General features: G+C 60.2%; 13 protein-coding genes and 2 pseudogenes. 10 read left to right on the top strand and 5 right to left on the bottom strand.

Going from position 1 to position 15415, the window contains the following annotated elements; all coding sequences use genetic code 11:
* Position 1: 1 nt before the first annotated feature.
* Positions 2-187: pseudogene (locus HB376_RS40695) on the top strand (GMC family oxidoreductase N-terminal domain-containing protein); the annotation flags it as partial.
* An 84-nt stretch (positions 188-271) separates the two neighbouring features.
* On the opposite strand, the gene HB376_RS13850 reads toward HB376_RS40695, so the two are convergent.
* Together HB376_RS13850 and HB376_RS40985 are read right to left on the bottom strand one after the other, a co-directional pair.
* Positions 272-925 (bottom strand): TetR family transcriptional regulator, encoded by a 654-nt coding sequence (locus tag HB376_RS13850; RefSeq protein WP_213764232.1) that lies wholly within the window; start codon positions 923-925, stop codon positions 272-274.
* Between the two features lie 113 nt (positions 926-1038).
* A pseudogene (locus HB376_RS40985) lies at positions 1039-1243 on the bottom strand (short-chain dehydrogenase); the annotation flags it as partial.
* Between the two features lie 204 nt (positions 1244-1447).
* Here HB376_RS40985 and HB376_RS13845 point away from each other — a divergent pair.
* Both HB376_RS13845 and HB376_RS13840 read left to right on the top strand, forming a co-directional pair.
* The gene (locus tag HB376_RS13845) at positions 1448-2638 is read left to right on the top strand and encodes an aminotransferase class V-fold PLP-dependent enzyme (RefSeq protein ID WP_255631334.1); all 1191 of its coding nucleotides are present in this window, start codon (positions 1448-1450) and stop codon (positions 2636-2638) included.
* 185 nt (positions 2639-2823) lie between these two features.
* Positions 2824-3090, top strand: a complete 267-nt coding sequence (locus tag HB376_RS13840; protein WP_213764231.1) for a hypothetical protein — start codon at positions 2824-2826, stop codon at positions 3088-3090.
* Between the two features lie 111 nt (positions 3091-3201).
* Here HB376_RS13840 and HB376_RS13835 read toward each other — a convergent pair whose 3' ends face one another.
* Entirely contained in the window at positions 3202-4143 is a 942-nt protein-coding gene (locus tag HB376_RS13835) for a helix-turn-helix domain-containing protein (protein ID WP_213764230.1), read from the bottom strand.
* Between the two features lie 146 nt (positions 4144-4289).
* On the opposite strand from HB376_RS13835, the gene HB376_RS13830 reads away from it, so the two are divergent.
* From HB376_RS13830 to HB376_RS13815, 4 genes are all read left to right on the top strand, one after another.
* Entirely contained in the window at positions 4290-5105 is an 816-nt protein-coding gene (locus tag HB376_RS13830; RefSeq protein WP_213764229.1) for an SDR family oxidoreductase, read from the top strand.
* Positions 5106-5547: 442 nt separating this feature from the next.
* Positions 5548-7698 (top strand): tetratricopeptide repeat protein, encoded by a 2151-nt coding sequence (locus HB376_RS13825; protein ID WP_213764228.1) that lies wholly within the window; start codon positions 5548-5550, stop codon positions 7696-7698.
* A 176-nt stretch (positions 7699-7874) separates the two neighbouring features.
* Positions 7875-8537, top strand: a complete 663-nt coding sequence (locus HB376_RS13820; protein ID WP_213764227.1) for a glutathione S-transferase family protein — start codon at positions 7875-7877, stop codon at positions 8535-8537.
* Between the two features lie 206 nt (positions 8538-8743).
* Positions 8744-10147, top strand: a complete 1404-nt coding sequence (locus HB376_RS13815) for a methyl-accepting chemotaxis protein (RefSeq protein WP_213764226.1) — start codon at positions 8744-8746, stop codon at positions 10145-10147.
* A 304-nt stretch (positions 10148-10451) separates the two neighbouring features.
* Here HB376_RS13815 and HB376_RS13810 read toward each other — a convergent pair whose 3' ends face one another.
* The gene (locus HB376_RS13810; RefSeq protein WP_213764225.1) at positions 10452-11126 is read right to left on the bottom strand and encodes an HAD family hydrolase; all 675 of its coding nucleotides are present in this window, start codon (positions 11124-11126) and stop codon (positions 10452-10454) included.
* A gap of 351 nt (positions 11127-11477) precedes the next feature.
* Between HB376_RS13810 and prpF the strand changes: the two genes are divergently transcribed.
* The 3 genes from prpF (at position 11478) to HB376_RS13795 (ending at position 14054) form a co-directional block, all read left to right on the top strand.
* Positions 11478-12662, top strand: coding sequence for a 2-methylaconitate cis-trans isomerase PrpF (gene prpF / locus HB376_RS13805; RefSeq protein WP_346730492.1), 1185 nt, complete (start codon positions 11478-11480; stop codon positions 12660-12662).
* 157 nt (positions 12663-12819) lie between these two features.
* The gene (locus HB376_RS13800) at positions 12820-13152 is read left to right on the top strand and encodes a cupin domain-containing protein (protein ID WP_213764224.1); all 333 of its coding nucleotides are present in this window, start codon (positions 12820-12822) and stop codon (positions 13150-13152) included.
* 266 nt (positions 13153-13418) lie between these two features.
* Entirely contained in the window at positions 13419-14054 is a 636-nt protein-coding gene (locus HB376_RS13795; RefSeq protein ID WP_213764223.1) for a GNAT family N-acetyltransferase, read from the top strand.
* A gap of 87 nt (positions 14055-14141) precedes the next feature.
* On the opposite strand, the gene HB376_RS13790 is transcribed toward HB376_RS13795, so the two are convergent.
* The gene (locus HB376_RS13790; RefSeq protein ID WP_218627256.1) at positions 14142-15023 is read right to left on the bottom strand and encodes a fructose bisphosphate aldolase; all 882 of its coding nucleotides are present in this window, start codon (positions 15021-15023) and stop codon (positions 14142-14144) included.
* Positions 15024-15415 lie beyond the last annotated feature (392 nt).

Below are 15415 nucleotides of genomic sequence, written 5' to 3'. Positions count from 1 at the left end.
GCCGACTCACGTCAACAACTGGGCTTTCGAAACGTTGCCGCAGGCGGGCCTTGACGGTCGCAAGGGCTATCAGCCGCGCGGCAAGGCATTGGCGGGGTCATCCGCCGTCAACACCATGGTCTATGTGCGCGGATATCGTTCGGACTACGATCATTGGGAATCGCTTGGCAATGAAGGACGGTCGTACAAGGCGCCCATCCTCAGTCCATGAACGCGATTGATCGCGACGCTGTCCGTGGACCAGCATGAATGTTGCAAGATTAACCACGCATCAGTGCCCGGCGAGGTGAACCGGTGTAGCCCCTTCGATGACCTGCATGCTGCGTCCGAACACCACGCGCGAGAAGAAGTGCGCCAGAACGGATTCGGCCAGCTCCCCCGTTACGGCCTGCGGATTGATCGAATAGAAGAACCGCACGCCATTGCATAACGCCATCAACCCAAGCGCAAGCGTTTCAGCGGGCAACGGTGTACCCGCGCGCACTGAAAACTCGCGGATATGTAAAGTTAACTGGTCGAGCTTTTCACGCAGGAAAGCGTTGAAGATAACGCGGAAGTGAGCGTCGCGCGACGCCAGCAGTTGCGCTTCGACCCATAGCAGGAAGTTCTTGTTGTCACGATATAAATGGCTGTAAAAAAGCAATGCGCGGTCTTCCAGATCCTCACGCGTGACTTGTCCTTGCATAAGGTCGTGCAAGCCCGCTTGCATGGCAAGGTGATCGCGTTTGAGAAGTTCGATTAGCACTTCCTGCTTGCTGCGAAAATTCGAATAGAACGCGCCACGCGTATAACCTGCGGCCAATACGATCTCTTCAACGCTTCCCGCGATGAATCCTTGCTTTGTGAAAATGATCTGAGAAGCGTCGAGCAGACGTTGGCGCGTTTGTTCGCGGGCTTGCTCGCGGGTGAGTCGTTCGCGGTTCATGTGTTCATCGCGACTATTGGGCGAGTTGGGAAGCAGGTGTTGTCAGCGGTCCGTCTGCAATCGTCTGGAGCCACTCCATTGGCACTAAAGAACCGGCCCTGCGGGGGGCGCGCCCGTGACGCGGTTGCGATCCGGGTCGCAACACCTCGGGGATAAACACAGGCAGCACTCACAGACGCATCCTCAATCTCCCGTCCCATGCGCAACGCCTCGGTGTATTTGTAGACCGCCGTAGACCGCGAATTTCTGGCATTCATTGTATCCGCCCTGCGTTGGGATCGCGATAACGCCGAACAGGCGCGACGTGTTCATCAGATTGCATTTGAGCGCAAGCTTCGAGCTTTAGGGCGAACGCGCGGTCCCGCATGCGCCGCTAAAGCGAATCGAAAGTGCATGCGCCCGCGCAGCCCTGTAGAATCTTTTTGACCAACAATTAGCCAGGGTTGCAATGAAACTGACTGACGACAAAGCTCAAGCGCGCTCAAATTCCAGCAGCAATCACTCATTTCGAATCCTTCTCGCATGAACGACTTTGCCCGTTTGCCCGGTCACCGCTTTCTGCATTCGCCGGGACCTAGCCGCGTTCCGGATGAAGTCCTGCACGCAATGAGCCGTCAGCCGATGGACCTGGCCGACCCTCGTCTGGATCGCTGTATTGCCGCGTGTGAAGCCGGCCTGAAGCGCGTGCTGCAGACGGAGCAGTCGGACGTCTTCCTCTATGCCGCGAACGGGCACGGTGCGTGGGAAGCGGTCATCGCCAACCTGATTGCGCCGGGTCAGGCGGTGCTGGTGGCTGGCACGGGCCACTTCTCGGAATCGTGGGCGGTGCAGGCCGAGGCAATGGGCGGTCGCGTGATTCGGACACCCTGGGTAGAGGGACGTCCAATCGATCCAGCGGATATCGAAGCCGTGCTGCGGGACGATGTGAAACGCGAGATCGTCGCGGTCTTCATCGTTCACACGGACACTGCAAGCGGCATCACCAACGATCTGCCGGCCATGCGGGCGGCGATCGATCGGGCCGATCACGCCGCGCTGCTCGTGGTCGACGTGGTTGCGTCGCTTGCAGCCGCGCCGTTCGCCATGGATGCAACGCGCATCAACGTAGTTCTTGGCGCGAGTCAGAAGGCGTTGATGGTGCCGCCCGGACTCGCGTTTGTCGCGGTCGACGCAACGGCAATGGAGGTCTCGCGCCGCAACTCCACGCCGCGTTTCTACTGGGACTGGGAGCGGCGGAGAAGTCCGCTGTCGTACCGCAAGTTTTGCGGCACCCCGCCGCAAAGCCTGATCGCAGGGCTGGAGGCGTCGCTTGGGCTGATCTTCCGGGAAGGCTTGACCGAGGTGCTGGAACGCCATCGGCGAATCGCGGAAGCGGTGCATGCCGCGGTGGAATGCTGGAGCGAGACGGGTGCGTTACGGTTTTTCTGCGAGGTGCCGGCTGCGCGTTCGGTGTCCGTGACGACCATCGAGGTGAACGCGGGTATCGATCCGGAAGCAATCCGTAGCGTCGCACGCGAGCGCTTCGAAGTTGCCATCGCCGGTGGTCTCGGGCCGCTTGCGGGCCGCGCATTCCGTATCGGGCATCTCGGCGACATTAACCCCGCGATGATCCTTGGATGTCTCGGCGGCGTTGAAGCCGCCATGACCGTGCAGGGTGTTCCGTTCGGCCGCGGTGGCGTGGAGCGTGCGATCGCACGTCTGGCCTCGGACTAAAGACTCGGACAGGCAGTCTGCAGGTCCTCTTCGGGTTAGCCGGAATACGCGGAATACGGTTAGTGACCCGAAGAAGATCATTGCCCGGGAGCGCACCCGAAAAAAATCCGTCCAAGTGTGTTCTTCCGAACCGCCAGGGGCACGCCGCGTTGCTATAAAACGAGGGCGAACTCGGGGAGAACACCATGACGGAAGAACAAGCGCGCGGCATTCTTGCCGCGAAAACGGCTGCTCGCGAATACGTGCTTCGACGGCTTGTCGAAGACAAGACGTGGGAGCGTCGGACCAGCCCTGCCACGACTGCGACAATTGTCCGCGATAGTTTCGACGGCCTTGCCAGACTAACCAATGCTCAATTGGCCAAGGCTGCCCATGACGCGGGAATTTCAGATAGTGACCAGCAGGTCATGAGCATGACGACCGTGCTCACACAGTTGGCGCCCACGGTATAAGCGCCAGCCAGGGTATGAATACGCGAGCTCAACCCTTGTTGATTCAGCGAGCGTGTTTGACGGCTCCTTAATCAGTCCATGATCCATCCGCCGCGCAAAACCGGCCCTTCATCAAACCAGCTGCGATTCCGTCATCCGCCGCATTGCTTGCGGCGACTGCCCGAACGCACGCAGAAATGCACGCCGCATTCGTTCACGGTCACCGAAACCAGTCTCGCGTGCGACTACATCGACTGAATGCCGTCCCGCTTCCATCATCAGGCGAGCGGCCTCCACCCGCAGATTTTCTATGGCCCGGGCGGGCGACTGTCCGGTCTCGTCGGTGAAAACCCTGCTGAACTGGCGCGGACTGAGGTGGGCAACTTCCGCCAGCTCTTCAATCGACAGCTTCGCGGTCAGGTTGGATTTTGCATAGGCCAGCGCGGTCTGCACCCGATCCGATTTCGCGTCGAGTTCGAGCAGCGCGGAATACTGCGACTGGCCGCCGGCGCGCCGATGATAAACCACCAGTTTTTTCGCCACGAGCCGCGCCGTTTCCGTACCCAGGTCTTTCTCGACGAGCGCCAGCGCAAGATCAATCCCGGCACTCGCACCGGCGGACGTCCAGATCGGGCCGTCGACGATAAAGATCCGGTCCTCCTCCATCTTGACCTGCGGATACGCGCGCTGAAGCGCCCGCGCGTAGTACCAGTGCGTGGTCGCGCGGCGGCCGTCCAGCAAGCCCGCCTCGGCCAGTACAAACGCGCCTGTGCAGGTCGCCGCAATGCGTTGCGATGTCTTCAGGGCGTCGCGAAGAAATGCCGCCACGCCGGCCGAATGAGGCGTGCCTATGTTGTCGCCGGTGACGATCAGGGTGTGGAACTCGCTGCCCTTGAAGCTCGCGGTCTCGATGCCGAAGCCTAGCGAGGAGCGCACGGAACCGCCGTGTTCCGACAACAACTGCACCTCGTACGCGGTTTGTCCGACGGTTGCGTTGGCAAATTCGAACACGGTCGAGACCGCCAGCCCCAGCACCTGAAAGTCCGGATAAACAATGATTCCGATCGTTTTCACATGGCCTCCTGCGCGCCGGGAACGGGATTCCGGCCGATGTCCTAAAAAGTTGTATCTATGTCATTGAGGACATGATCTCATACTTCTACTATTCCGTTCACACACCGGCGCTTCCGCCGGAACACTTGAAAAACTGGAGAACGGAAATGAGCAATGTAGCGAACAAAGGCACGGCATTGGTGACGGGCGCTTCGACCGGCATTGGCGCGATCTACGCGAAACGGCTTGCCGAACGCGGTTACGACGTCATCCTGGTGGCGCGCAATCGCGACCGCCTTAACGCGCTGGCAACGACGCTCACAACGTCCACCGGACGGAATTTCGAGGTTGTCGTCGCGGATTTGGGGACACCTGAAGGCGTGCGGAAGGTTGAAGACGTCCTGCGTAATGACTCCAGCATCACGATGCTCGTGAACAATGCCGGCGTGGGCGCGACCGCGCCGCTCGTGGACTCGGACATCGACAAAATGGACGCGATGATCACGCTCAACGTGGTCGCGCTCACGCATTTGACGAAGGCTGTCGTGCCGGGTTTTGTCGCGCGTGGCGGCGGAACGATCGTGAACATTTCATCGATTGTCGCTGTGTCGCCGGAGACGCTGAACGGTGTGTACGGCGGCAGCAAGGCGTACGTGCTCGCGTTGACACAGTCGTTGCACCATGAACTTGGCGCGAAGGGCGTGCGGGTCCAGGCCGTGTTGCCGGGCGCAACCAGCACGGAGTTCTGGGACATTGCGGGCACGCCGGTGAGCTATCTGCCGGAGGGTATCGTGATGACGTCGGAAGACATGGTGGACGCAGCGCTTGCTGGCCTCGATCAGGGCGAGCTGGTCACAATTCCTTCGCTGCCGGAAGCGGCCGACTGGAACACGTTCGAGGCGGCTCGCCAGGCGTTGGTGCCTAACCTTTCGCGTCGGCTGCCGGCGGCGCGCTATGGCGTAACGAGCGGCGCGCAGCACTAAGCGATCGTGTAGTAAGCAACCCGATGCCGACGCGTTCCCTTCAAGCGCAGACGATCGTTCTTGAAGGGAGAACGAAATGGTGCGTCTGCGCATTGGGCTGTTTCGAAGAATCCCTAAGCATGTTTGTAAGCTTCGACTCGGCCAAGCTGAATACGGCGATCGCGATTCACCAAGACCTTTAAGCCGCGGACCAGACGCTATTGCGCTACGTCCCTAAGGCTATCTAAACGCTCTTTAGCGCCCTCATCCTCCGAATAGCGTGCAGCAATGCGCTCATTTCCCGCCGTCACGCAGATGGCGACTGTCGTAACCTCAGTGATGTGGTGGGCGCGTCCCCTTTCCCGCAGACGTTCGAACCATGGCGCATCAATTCCATGCCGGGTGAAAAAAGGGGATCGCACCCCGGCAGCATCCACTGAACCCAAGCCTCGACGGCCGACCCATGACAACTGTCCCAACAAGCGCACCTCACACTGCGGACTGGCATCAGTCGGCTGCTTCGCTATGCCTGGCCGGACACTATGCGCAAGCGTTGTCGATGGTTAAGCCGATGCTTGACCCGCATCGGGCGTTGACGGGAAGCGCGCTGGCGGATGCCTTGAATATAGCGGCGGTCTCTTCGCTAGGCCTGAGCCAACTGGCCGACGCGCAAGCGTATTGGCGGCAGGCTATCGAGGCCAAGCCTGATTTCGTCGATGCTTATAACAACCTCGGCATGCTGCTCAAGGGACTTGGCTCTCTGACGGAGGCGGTGGTTGTCTATCGGCAACTGCTGGACATTCGCCCGGACCTTGCAGAGGCCAGCAACAACCTCGGCGCGGTGCTCTACGATCTCGGACGCCTGCATGACGCCGAGGCGGCTTACCGGCATGCGCTTGCGATCCGTGCAGATTACCCGCAGGCTCACTACAACCTGGGCATCGTGCTCTATGACCTGCGCCGTTGGCACGAAGCGGAGAGTGCCTATAGGCAGGCATTGGTTCTATCGCCCGATGCAGGGGCTTACAACAACCTGGGCAACGTGCTCAAGGAACTCGCCCGCTTGCCAGAAGCCGAGGCGGCGTACCGGCAGGCGCTGATCCTCAGGCCTCAATACGCCGAAGCGCTCAGTAACCTGGCGAACGTGCTCAAGGAAATGGGCCGCTTGCCCGAGGCCGAACTGGCTTGCCGGATGGCACTGACTATCCGCTCCGATTACGCCGAAGCTCACCTTAACCTGGGCGCCTTGATGGGTGCCCTAAACCGTCTTCCGGAAGCCGAGGCGTCTTACCGGCAGGCACTCGCAGTCCGGCCCGACTATGCTGAAGCTCACTACAACCTGGGCATTGTGTTGCAGACGCTCGACCGGCTGCCCGAGGCCGAGGCGGCGTACCGGCAAGCGCTGCTGATCCGCCCGGATATTGTTGAAGCTCATAACAACCTGGGCAACGTGCTGTGGGCACTGCGTCGTTCGCCTGACGCCGTTGCGGCTTACCGGCGAGCGCTTGCTCTTCGCCCTGATCTCGCTGAAGCGCACCACAACCTTGGCAACGTGCTGAAGGAACTCGGCAATCTGACCGACGCCGAGGCAGCTTTCCGGCGCGCGCTCGCGATCCGCGCGGACTATCACGATGCGAAAGTCAGTCTTGCAACGCTGCTGCTCAGCATGGGCGAATTCGAAGAGGGATGGCAGCTTTACGATTCCCGTTACGATCAGCCGGGATTCATTCATCACCAGACGCAGTCCTTGCTGCAGTGTCCGCGATGGCGAGGCGAAGCGCTTGCGGGCAAGTCGTTGCTGGTCTGGCAGGAAGATGGTCTTGGCGACATGGTCCAGTTCGGCCGCTACTTCGCGTTGCTCAAGGCACAGGGCGCGGTACATATCGCGTTTGCCTGCGCGCCGGCGCTGCATCGGTTATTCGCGGCTTTGGAGGGCGTCGACGCGGTCCTCGACCACGAAACCGCGCTAAGCCGGGCCTCTGGGTACGACTATTGGACGAGCCCGATGAGCGTGCCGCTGCATCTGCGCACGACCACGGACACCATTCCCGATCCCATCCGCCTGACGCTTGACGCGTTGCTCGTTGAGCACTGGCGCACGCGGCTGGCGACGCTTCCACCCGGCCGCAAGATCGGTCTGGTCTGGAAAGGCAATCCCAAACATCACAACGATGCGAACCGTTCGCTGCCGTCGCTTGCAACGCTTGCGCCTCTCTGGAGCGTGCCCGGGGTCAGCTTCGTAAGCCTGCAAAAAGGGCAGGGAGAAGAAGAGGGACAGTCGCCGCCTGCGGGTCTTCCGCTGTTGCACCTCGGGACAGACCTGACCGATTTCGCCGATACCGCCGCGATCATCGGAGAGCTCGATCTGGTGATCTGCGTGGACACCTCCGCGGCGCATATTGCTGCGTCGCTGGGCAAGCCGTGCTGGGTGTTGCTGCCGCGAGAAGACATCGACTGGCGCTGGATGCGCGAGCGTGAAGATTCGCCGTGGTATCCGCAGACGTTGCGGCTGTTCCGGCAAGCCGCCGATGAGAGTTGGTCCACGGCTGTCGAGCGGGTGCGGCTGGCGTGTCTCGCGGCATTCTCAAGCCCGGGTCATTTGCCGCCAGGATGAAGCGAACACTTCCCGGCGTTCGCTTTGCTTCGCTATAAGCCCTGCTTCCGAAATAGCTTTGTAAAGAAAACCGCTTGCAGCGGCAGGGATTTTAAAATGCTTCAGAGTGGATGTCGATTTTCGGCAACCTCGTTCGTCGTTAGAGAAACCAGCCTTTCTCAACCCGAGGTGATCCAATGACATTAAAGCTCTACGCCCATCCGTTCTCGTCTTACTGCCAGAAGGTCCTGGTTGCGCTGTACGAGAATGGCACGCCGTTCGAATGGCGAGCGTTGTCGCATGAGAACCCGCAGGTGATGGAGGAGCTCACGGCGCTCTGGCCAATGAATCGCTTTCCCGTGCTCGTGGATGGTGGCCGCACCGTGGTCGAGGCGAGCATTATCATTGAGCATCTGGGGCTGTATCATCCGGGCCCCGTGCCGCTGCTGCCTGAAGATGCCCGCAGCGCAATGGAAGTTCGCGGCATGGATCGTTTCTTCGACAACTACATCTCGACTCCGCAGCAGAAGATCGTGGGCGACAGCTTGCGGCCGCAAACGGAACGGGATCCACGAGGCGTGGCCGACGCGCGCGCAATGCTCGACACCGCTTATGGCTGGCTCAATGGACTCATGGCCGCGCGCGAATGGGCCGCTGGCGATCACTTCAGCCTGGCCGATTGCGGCGCCGCGCCGTTCCTGTTTTATGCAGACTGGACACATCGGATTGACGCGTCGTTTCCTCACGTGATTGCGTACCGGCAACGACTGCTGGCGCGTCCGTCATTCGCGCGCGCGGTTGACGAGGCGCGGCCGTATCGGCCGTTGTTTCCGCTGGGAGCGCCTGCCGATCGCGATTGAATCCGGCGGTCTGCATGAAGCCGGTGAGCCGAGCCGCCGCCCACACCCCCGGGCAAACCCGATGTATCGCATCCGTTGCCTCGCACCCCTTTAGTTTTTCCTGCAATCGGACGATATACCGAGGGACGTCACGCGGAATTCGCGAACCCGGCATGTCGAGACGCAGCCGGGGAATTCCACGCAAATTAAAACACCGGAGGCAAGGGATGACGGGTTTCGGATTCGGACAACGCGGGCGCACGCTGACGGCGGTCGGCAAGATCGCCGAGCATGCGGGCAAGCTGGGTATCGAGATTTGCGATGTATCGGGGCACGTCGAGGAAGTGGCGGCCCGCGCTACGCGTCAGGCGGATTTGTGCCACGGCTTGCAGCGTTCGGCAATGTCGACCATGGAGGGCAACCAGCGGATTGCCGCGGCGGCGCGTCAGATGCGTATCGTGGCAGATCAGGCCGCATCCGGCGTCAGCCAGTCCCAGGAGACGGTCAGGGTGTCGCTGGCAGACATCCATAGCCTGGTGGACAGCGTCTCGGTGATGGCGGCGGAGATCGAGACCTTGCGAGAGTCATTGAGCGACGTCAGCAAGATCTCCGAAGAAATTTCGATCATCGCGCGTCAGACTAATCTATTGGCCTTGAACGCCGCGATAGAAGCGGCCCGTGCGGGCGAGTCCGGTAAAAGCTTTGCCGTGGTCGCGGCTGAAGTGAAGGCATTGTCAGCCAAGACCGCGCGGGCCACGTCGGAGATCGGGACAACACTCACCAGATTGTCGGGTCAGGCCGACCTGTTGATGGCCGAAGGGTCCGCCAGCGCGGTACGTGCACAGCGAGTCAAGGAGGGCACGCATGCGATCGGCGACGTTGTATTGGCAACGGGGAAAGCGATCACTGAGTTGAGTGTTGAAGCGGAGCAAATCGCTTTGCAGACCGAAGCGATCGACCAGCAATGCAGCGGGCTTGCGTCTCAAGTCTCCGAGATGGTCGGAGGCGTCGAGCAGTCAAGCGGCAGCTTCACGAAGGCGCGCGATCAGTTGAGCAAGCTGTTGGGCGTGTCCGAAACCTTGATCGAGTTGACGGCGGAAGCGGGGATAGAGACACCCGATACGCGGTTTATAGACGCGGTCATGACTGCCGCGCAGAAGATTGGCCGGGCATTCGAGCAGGCCATTTCGCGCGGTGAGATCTCGGCTGCGGACCTTTTCGATCATGCCTATAACCCGATTGCCGGTACCAATCCTGAGCAATTCACGACCCGCTATATCCAGCTTGCCGATCGCATCCTGCCGGAAATCCAGGAGCCCTTGCTGGCGCTGGATGAACGCGTGGTGTTCTGTGCAGCCGTCGATACCAAGGGTTACTTGCCCACGCACAACAAGAAGTTTTCGCAATCTCAAGGCTCCGATCCCGCCTGGAACGCCGCTCATTCGCGTAACCGGCGCATCTTCAATGACCGTACCGGCCTGGCTTCAGGGTCGCATACCAAGCCGTTCTTGTTGCAGACATATCGACGCGATATGGGCGCCGGGGAATATGCGCTGATGAAAGACGTGTCCGCGCCGATCATGGTCGGAGGCCGTCATTGGGGCGGATTGCGACTTGCTTATAGCGTCTGATTGGCGATTGGTTGATCAGCGCGCGTTGACGATCCATGGGTGACGTTTCGACCAGATTCGTTTGCCGCTCGGCGGCGCAACGCTTTACTGCGCGGCCTCTTGCTAGAGTCTCCCAGGCCCGACAGGACTCGCAAGAGCCATGCCTTAATGCTTAGTCATACGAATAAAGTGCGGCATCCAGATACGCAAGCTGGCCATCCTGCTCTGCAGGCACAAGCGCTTGGAGACCTGTGCGCGCGTATTCGGTGCAACGGTCTGTCCATACGGCGGAACCCATTGGCCGGCGGCCCTTCGCCTTCAAGGCCTAAGGCCGTGCGGCAACTTCATCCAGATGCAGCAGCAAGTCCGCCGGATCTTCGTACACGCGCAGCGCGCCGGCGCGTTCCAGTTCATCCATTCCGTATCCGCCGGACAGCAGTCCCACGCCGAGCGAGCGGCAGCGCCGCGCGGCGAGCATGTCCCAGATGCTGTCGCCCACCACGACGGTATGCTCGATCGACACGCCCAGACGCGACGCCGCTGCAATGAAGAGGTCGGGGTCAGGTTTGGCGTACTTCACGTCGTCGCGCGTGACGACCACGGACTTCGCGGGATCGACACCGAGCGCTTCCAGATTCACGGCCGCCGTTTCCATGCGGCCGCTGGTCGCAATGGCCCAGCGCGTGCCCGCTTCGGTGAGCGCGGCGAGCAACTCGCGTGCGCCGGGCAACGGGCAAACCTGTGCACGCAGGCGCTGATAAACGTCCGCATGCGTGCGGCGCAAACGCTCCACGCGCTCGGGACTGATCTCCCCGTGCGTTTCACGCAGCAACTGGTTCGTGAAGAGGCCCCCGCTCATGCCGATCTTGCGATGGATACGCCATACCGACAGCTCGATACCTTCTGCATCGAGCGCTTCCTTCCATGCAAGTACGTGCTGGTAGACGCTGTCGACCAGCGTTCCGTCGAGGTCGAACAGGAATGACGTTTCGATTCGCATGAGGGGATCCTTTGACGGTAAGTTCAGGCGGCGTGATGAGTTTTATGACAGCGTACGCCTGAATCTTGTCATTGATGCGCTCGTGATGTTCCGCACGCTGCAGGTTCCCGTTTGGTTCTCGTTCACAGTTTGGGGATCAGCCGGCAAACCTTACGGCGAGCTTTATCGCGGATGGGGCGAGGGAGCCGTGCCTTTAACTAACAGGGAACTGTCAGCGCCAGACAGGCTTATCATTCTTGAGGTAGTGCTTCGGGGCCTCACACGGTTTTGCGTCGCAAACCGTTTTCCTCTGTCGCTTGAAGTAAAGCGACCGGCCCCGGCAGCACGCGGGCTCAATCTCAGGAGATCAAGGTGCAAAGAAAGATTCCGGCAACCTATATGCGTGGAGGCACAAGCAAAGGTGTCTTTTTCCGTGCGGATTCACTCCCGTCCGATAGGGCGCTGCGCGACCGCATCCTGCTGCGCGTGATCGGCAGTCCCGATCCGTATGGCCAGCAGATCGACGGCATGGGCGCCGCTACGTCGAGCACCAGCAAGGTGGTACTCGTGGGTCCGTCCGCGAGGGACGACTGCGACGTCGACTATTGGTTCGGGCAGGTGGCGATCGACAAGTCGATCGTCGACTGGTCCGGCAACTGCGGGAACCTGACGTCGGCGGTGGGTCCGTTCGCGATCGCGCAGGGTCTGGTCGATGCGCCGCGCGACGGCACCGCTACCGTGCGTATCTGGCAGGCAAATATCAACGCAAAAATCATCGCGCATGTACCGATGCAAGATGGCGCAGTGCTTGAAGAAGGCGACTTCGAACTCGATGGCGTGACCTTCCCCGCGGCCGAAATCAGGATCGAGTTCCTGGACCCCGGCGGCGAGGGCGAAGACGACAGCGGTGATGCCGGCGGCGGCATGTTCCCCACGGGAAATCCGATCGACACGCTCGACGTACCGGGTGTCGGCGTCATCGAACTCACGATGATCAACGCCGGCAATCCCGCTATTTTCATCGACGCCGCGACACTCGGGCTGAAGGGCAACGAACTGCAGCGGGACATCAACGGCAACGCGGATTTGCTACGGAAGGCCGAGGCAATTCGCGCGCATGCGGCTGTTCGAATGGGACTGTCCCGGACTGCGGACGAAGCATCGACCCTTCGGCCCCACACGCCGAAACTCGCGTTCGTGGCGACCCCTTCCGCCTATGTGGCATCCAGCGGCAAGCCGGTCGACCCGGCGACGCTCGATATCAACGCACGCATTTTCTCCATGGGCAAGTTACACCACGCCATGACCGGTACCGGAGCGGTCGCGGTCGCGGTTGCAGGCGTGATTCCCGGCACGGTCGTGCATCGGCTTCTGGCGAACAAGACGGCTGGCCGGATCCGCTTCGGCCATCCGTCAGGCGTAATGGCGGTGGGTGCGGAAGCCGAGCAGCGCGACGGCACGTGGGTCGTCACCAAGGCGATCATGAGCCGGACGGCGCGCCGGCTCATGGAAGGGCACATCTTCGTACCTTCGTCTCTTGATCCTGATAGGCACTGAGGCGCTGACGCTTTGTGAATTTACCTCACGTCGCGGTGAAAATTTCTCGCTTTGCGCGCTGGTTCGGGGCGGTTAGGCTTGTGACTAGTGGCAGACATGCGCGCTATCTTTAGCCGTGGCTCATGCACTTCGCCGCGTGGGTAGGGAGGAGACGATCTTGGACGCTAAATCGATAAACCTGAGCGCAGTGGCGGCGCAGACTAAAGCGGGATATTTCAATCAGGTCTTGGCTGAGGTGAACGATCACGCGGTTCACCTTAGCGTGATGGATGCGCCATTTTTCTGGCATTTTCATCCTGACTCGGACGAAGTGTTCATCGTTCTCGAGGGGGTCTTGCTTGTTGAACTGGAAACCGCGCGATATGAACTGAAGCCGGGCGAGATGTTGACTGTACCGGCCGGCGTCAGGCATCGGACGAGCCCTTTGACTCCGCGATCGGTGAATCTCACTGTCGAAAAAATGAACGCGGAAAGCGTACGCGTTTCCTGAGCGCTCGCGTGAAACGATGCGATTGGCACAGGCAGTGGACCGGAAGATCGATGGGCGCAAGCACCCTCAGGCCCGCGAGACGATGCCGACGCATTCGGCATTACATCGTTTAAATAAAGACCTGCGCCATCGCAAATAAAAATTCCGTAAAGCCCTGAACGGCCTGCATATATATGCCGTAAAACGCGAATATTTACGGGATTTTTTCTTGTTATCAACCGACGAGCAATCCTACACTTCTGGCAACTGATGAGGCCGGAGGTGTCATGTCGAAGCAACGCACAGCAACGAAGAATCACACGCGTATCAGCTACGTTCATCGTGGCGTAGGCAGCGTAGTACTGAGGCGCTTTGATCCAGCATGTGATTCGTTCGATGAGTTGACCCTGATGCTGCACCGCTCGTTTGCGCGGCTTGGCGGCATGGGGCTTAATTGCACATGCGTTGACCAGTCCGCGCTTGTTACCCGCGCGCGTGCCATGCGCGGCGACTGTTATGTCGCGGTATGCAACGGACGGCTGGTTGGAACCATGACGCTTTACGCACAGGATTGCGAGTCGTTATGCGGGTTTTATCGGCGGGATGATATTGCGAGCGTTCGCCAGTTCGGCGTCGATCCTGCCTATCAGAGCAGGGGGATCGGGAAGTCGTTATTGGCCTATGCGGATCACTGGGCCGCTATTCGCGGTTACGCTGAGCTTGCGCTGGATACACCGCAACCCGCTGCACATTTGATTGCGTTTTACCGGGGCCAGGGCTTCCGGATAGAAAACTTCGTCAGGTTCGCGGGCAAGCTGTACGACAGCGCGATTCTGAGCAAACCGCCAGTCGCTTTCCGCCACCTTGCCACGTGGTCGCGCCGTCTTGAACTGCCGCAAGCGAGGGTTGCTCACGCGGCATGACAGACAGGCCGCACTCATGCTTCGAGTGCGGCCTGTATCAAACCTTGCGTTGAAACCTGCGTTGAAACCTGCGTTGAAACCTAAAAATCAGACCTTTACGACCGAGGCCTGATAGATCTCATCGACAGACGTTGCCAGCGTTGCGTCGAACTCGCTGTCGCTCATTGACTTCTTGAGCTCGTTGATCAACGCCCGGGAGAAGCTGGCGATCATGCCGTGATTCTTCGCGAGGCGCGTGCACGCGTCGGTCCGCGCGTAGCCGCCCGAGAGCGCCACCACGCGTACGACGGCCGGGTGCTCGATCAGCGGGCGATAGAGATCCGTCACGTCCGGGATGGTCAGCTTGATCATGACCTGGCTGCCATCGGGCAACGCCGCGAGGCCCTTGAGCAGCTCAGCCAGGAGGATGGTTTCCGCTGCCGCCTTGTCCGGGCTGTTGATCGACACCTCGGGTTCCAGGATTGGCACGAGACCGTGCGCCTGGATTTGCGCGGCGACTTCAAACTGCTGCTTGGCGATTGCCGCGATCCCTTCCTGCGACGCATGGTCGATAACCGAGCGCATCTTCGTGCCGAACACGCCCAGCTTGACCGCCCGCTCGAGCAGCGGGTCCAGCCCGGGGATCGGTTTCATCAGACGCACGCCGTTCGCTTCTGCTTCGAGCCCCTTGTCCACTTTCAGGAAAGGAACGACGCCACGGTCTTCCCACAGGAAGGCCGGAACGGACTTTCCTTCTGCCTGTCCGTCCATGGTGGCTTCGAAGAGAATGGCGCCGATGACCTTGTCACCGGTGAAGGCGGGTGCGGTCATGATGCGTACCCGCATCTCGTGCATCAGCTTGAACATCTCAGCGTCGCCGCTGTAGTCGCTCTCTGGAATTCCATACGCCCGCAGGGCGCCGGGGGTGGATCCGCCACTCTGGTCGAGGGCCGCGATAAACCCCGGTTTGTTACTCATTTGCGCCAGCATCTTGTCATTAGCCACGTACGTTTCTCCCTCTTAACTATCAAACACCGGACCAAGGATCTCTGGTCTGGACCATTGCTTTCGATGTAATAAGTGTACTGGATCGGTGGGTCAGCTTCGAAAACAAACAAACGACGATCGACCGTTTTACCCGGCCGCGCCGGGCAGGCGACTGCCGGATACGGCCGCCGAAACGGCGACGCGTCAGTTTACCCGTCTTCGATTCCCGCATAAGCGGTTGAATTTTCAGAAGTTCGTTCGCTTATGGTTGCGGCCCTCAAAGCCGCAAGTTTATTTCCATTTGCTGTTTTATCGCGATTTGTAAAAGCGAACTAACGGACGTCACAATTCAGTGCGACCGGTTGCATCGCTTAGACGCGCCGTACGCGAAACGC

The organism is Caballeronia sp. dw_19, from assembly GCF_018449515.1.
Classification (GTDB): domain Bacteria; phylum Pseudomonadota; class Gammaproteobacteria; order Burkholderiales; family Burkholderiaceae; genus Caballeronia.
The sequence above is the reverse complement of the archived record's forward strand: the minus strand, read 5'-3'. Positions and strand labels throughout refer to the sequence as shown.

Bases quoted from the DNA above. Each gene is read 5' to 3' on its own strand.
- HB376_RS13850 (WP_213764232.1), bottom strand. From the start codon at position 925: ATGAACCGCGAACGACTCACCCGCGAGCAAGCCCGCGAACAAACGCGC.
- HB376_RS13845 (WP_255631334.1), top strand. From the start codon at position 1,448: ATGAACGACTTTGCCCGTTTGCCCGGTCACCGCTTTCTGCATTCGCCG.
- HB376_RS13840 (WP_213764231.1), top strand. From the start codon at position 2,824: ATGACGGAAGAACAAGCGCGCGGCATTCTTGCCGCGAAAACGGCTGCT.
- HB376_RS13830 (WP_213764229.1), top strand. From the start codon at position 4,290: ATGAGCAATGTAGCGAACAAAGGCACGGCATTGGTGACGGGCGCTTCG.
- HB376_RS13825 (WP_213764228.1), top strand. From the start codon at position 5,548: ATGACAACTGTCCCAACAAGCGCACCTCACACTGCGGACTGGCATCAG.
- HB376_RS13820 (WP_213764227.1), top strand. From the start codon at position 7,875: ATGACATTAAAGCTCTACGCCCATCCGTTCTCGTCTTACTGCCAGAAG.
- HB376_RS13815 (WP_213764226.1), top strand. From the start codon at position 8,744: ATGACGGGTTTCGGATTCGGACAACGCGGGCGCACGCTGACGGCGGTC.
- HB376_RS13810 (WP_213764225.1), bottom strand. From the start codon at position 11,126: ATGCGAATCGAAACGTCATTCCTGTTCGACCTCGACGGAACGCTGGTC.
- HB376_RS13795 (WP_213764223.1), top strand. From the start codon at position 13,419: ATGTCGAAGCAACGCACAGCAACGAAGAATCACACGCGTATCAGCTAC.
- HB376_RS13790 (WP_218627256.1), bottom strand. From the start codon at position 15,023: ATGCTGGCGCAAATGAGTAACAAACCGGGGTTTATCGCGGCCCTCGAC.